2 protein-coding genes are annotated in these 3,009 nt (G+C 68.5%); both read left to right on the top strand.

Going from position 1 to position 3,009, the window contains the following annotated elements; translation table 11 throughout:
- The coding region (ftsA, locus tag AAC997_RS17580; protein WP_340647005.1) for a cell division protein FtsA at positions 1 to 1,137 on the top strand (1,137 nt) is incomplete at its 5' end.
- Between the two features lie 385 nt (positions 1,138 to 1,522).
- Positions 1,523 to 3,009, top strand: a 1,487-nt coding sequence (ftsZ, locus tag AAC997_RS17575; protein WP_340647004.1) for a cell division protein FtsZ, incomplete at its 3' end; no start/stop codon positions are given.

The following is a 3,009-nucleotide window of genomic DNA, read 5'->3' as shown; positions in this document are numbered from 1 at the left end:
GTGCGCGGCGGGGCCATCGTCAATCTCGACGAGGCGTCGGACGCCATCGCCCAGGCCGTGGAGCGGGCCGAGAATGTCGCCGGCGTCCAGGTGCAGAGTGTCACCGTCGCCACCGGCGGCGGCGCGCTCACAAGCCACCGAATTTCCGGGCGCGTGACGCTGGGCGCGCGTGCGATTTCCGACCACGATCTGGTGCGCGCCATCCAGGCGGCGCTGACCCAGATTAAGCTGCCTGGCCGCCGCGCGGCCCACATCCTGCCGGTCGCCTGGGCCGTGGACAGCCAGTCTGGCATTCGCGACCCGCGCGCCATGTTCGGCCGCGTCCTGGCCGTGGAGCTGCTGGTGGTTTCGGTCTCCGAGGCCGTGTTCCAGACTCTGGGCGCCTGCGTGGAGCGGGCCCACCTGCAATTCGACGGTGTGGTCGCCGCCCCCTTCGTCTCGGCGCTCGCCGCCCTGGAGGAGGACGAGATGGATCTTGGGGCGGTCTGCATCGACATGGGCGGTGGCTCCACGTCTGCGGCCGTCTTCGCCGGCGGCAGCCTGATCCACGTCGAGACTCTGCCGGTCGGGGGAAGTCACGTGACAGCCGACATCGCCCGCGGACTGTCGACCTCCATCGCCGGCGCCGAGCGGATCAAGACCCTGCACGGTTCGGCTATCGCCTCGGCCAACGAGGATCGCGAAATGATCGAGGCGCCGCCTCGGGGCGACGACCCCGGCGCGGGCCCGGTGATCGCGCCGCGTTCGTTGCTGAAGGGCATCATCGCGCCGCGTGTGGAAGAGACCCTGGAGTTGCTGCGTGACCGCCTGAGGGCGTCGGGCGCCCCTGTTGAGCCCGGCGCGGGCCTGGTGCTGACCGGCGGCGCGAGCCAGCTGGCCGGCGTCCGCGAGGTGGCCGTGCGCGTTTTCGACCGTCCGGTTCGCCTTGGCCGTCCTCGCCGCGTCCCGCACCTCGCCGACGCCGCCTCGGGTCCCGCTTTCTGCGCGGCGGCGGGCGTTCTGCATCGCCATGCGTTCGGCCCCCGAGAGGCGGTCTCGGCCAAGGCGCTGGCGTCGGCCAAGCTGCGCCGTGATCCCGTGGATCCGGGCGCCAACCCGGTGGCCAAGGCCGCCGCCTGGCTGCGCGAGAACCTCTAGCCGACTGACCCGGAGGGTTCGTCCACAGGTTCATACCCAAGCTGAGGTAAGCTCAACTTGGATTTTTGACCACGAACCGGCCCGTCACCGGCCGCCGACTCACAATCGACTCAGTTGGGTCGCGATCCTGTTCTTTGAATGGGATCAGCGGCTTGACGAATTTTGTGAGTCAGGGTGTCGCAGTTCAGGTGTGGGAAATGCACCTAAGCCTTATGCGCCAACAAATTTTGCTGGGTTTGCGGCTCGACGGACCTCCGACTCGCCTTATGCAGTTAACCGCCAATTAACGATGGTAGGCGTTTCCTTAACGCCATCCGTTGCGGGAGCCTGGCGGGCGGGTCGCCTTGTCTCCCATCAAAGAATGACGGAGGACGTAGAGGTCCCAATGGCTATTGCACTTTCCGCGCCGCGCGCGACCGAGTTGAAGCCGCGCATCGTTGTTTTCGGCATCGGTGGGGCAGGCGGTAACGCCGTCAACAACATGATCGAAGCTGGGCTGGAGGGCGTCGAGTTCGTCGTCGCCAACACAGACGCCCAGCAGTTGTCGTTCTCCAAGACCGACCGGCGCATCCAGCTCGGGGTCCAGGTGACCCAGGGCCTTGGGGCCGGCGCGCACCCGGAAGTCGGGATGAGCGCGGCCGAGGAGTCCATTCCCGAGATCGGTGAGCACCTCGACGGGGCCCACATGGTGTTCATCACCGCCGGCATGGGTGGCGGCACCGGCACCGGCGCCGCGCCGATCATCGCCAAGTGCGCCCGCGAACGGGGCATCCTGACCGTGGGCGTCGTCACCAAGCCCTTCCACTTCGAAGGCCGTCACCGCATGCGCCTGGCCGACGCCGGCATCGCCGAGCTGCAGCGCTATGTCGACACCCTGATCGTCATTCCGAACCAGAACCTGTTCCGCGTCGCCAACGAGCGCACCACCTTCGCCGAGGCCTTCGGCATGGCCGACCAGGTCCTGCACTCCGGGGTCCGCTCCATCACCGACCTGATGGTGCTCCCGGGTCTGATCAACCTCGACTTCGCCGACGTCCGCACGGTCATGACCGAGATGGGCAAGGCGATGATGGGCACCGGCGAGGCGTCCGGTGAAGACCGCGCCTTGATGGCCGCCCAGAACGCCATCCAGAACCCGCTGTTGGACGAAGTTTCGCTGAAGGGCGCCAAGGCCGTGCTGGTGAATGTCACCGGTGGTCTCGACATGACCCTGCTGGAAGTCGACGAGGCGGCCAACGCCATCTCCGAACAGGTCGATCCCGAGGGCAACATCATCTTCGGCGCGGCCTTCGACCCCACCTTGGAAGGCATGATCCGGGTTTCCGTCGTGGCCACCGGCATGGATGGCGCCTCGATCGCCGCCATCGAGCCGAAGGTGGAGCGCCGCCCGCTGACCGCGCCGCCGCTGCGGGCCACGGAGCAGGCTCACCAACCCTACTCGCCGCCGCCGAGCCCCGCGCCCGAGCCGGCGCGCTCGATCTACGCCACGCCGGCCGCCCAGGCCCCGGCCCCACGCTATGAAGCTCCGGCTTATCGTGCGCCCGTCGCCGCTGCTCCGGCTCCCGCGCCGATGCCGGCTCCCAAGGCCACCCTTGCCGAGGATGAGGAAGCCCAAGGCGACCTCTACGCCGCAGCCACAGCGCCCGTTTCAACTCCGGCGCCGGTTCGGGTTGAGCCCCAGATCGCTCAGGCCGCCGCGCCTCAAGCCCCTGCTGCGCAGCCCATGACCCGGATCGTCGATCCGTCCGTGGCCGAGGACGATGACGAGCCGTTGTTCACCGACGCGGCCTTCGAGGATCGCCGTCCGCAACGCAGCGGCGGATTTCTGAGCCTGTTCGGCAGCCGTCCGCGCTACGACGCGCCGGCGCCCGC

This window comes from Phenylobacterium sp. (genome assembly GCF_037968635.1).
In the GTDB taxonomy this organism is placed as follows: Bacteria; Pseudomonadota; Alphaproteobacteria; order Caulobacterales; family Caulobacteraceae; genus Phenylobacterium.
Note: the sequence above shows the minus strand (reverse complement) of the source record. Positions and strands in the feature narration are given on the sequence as shown.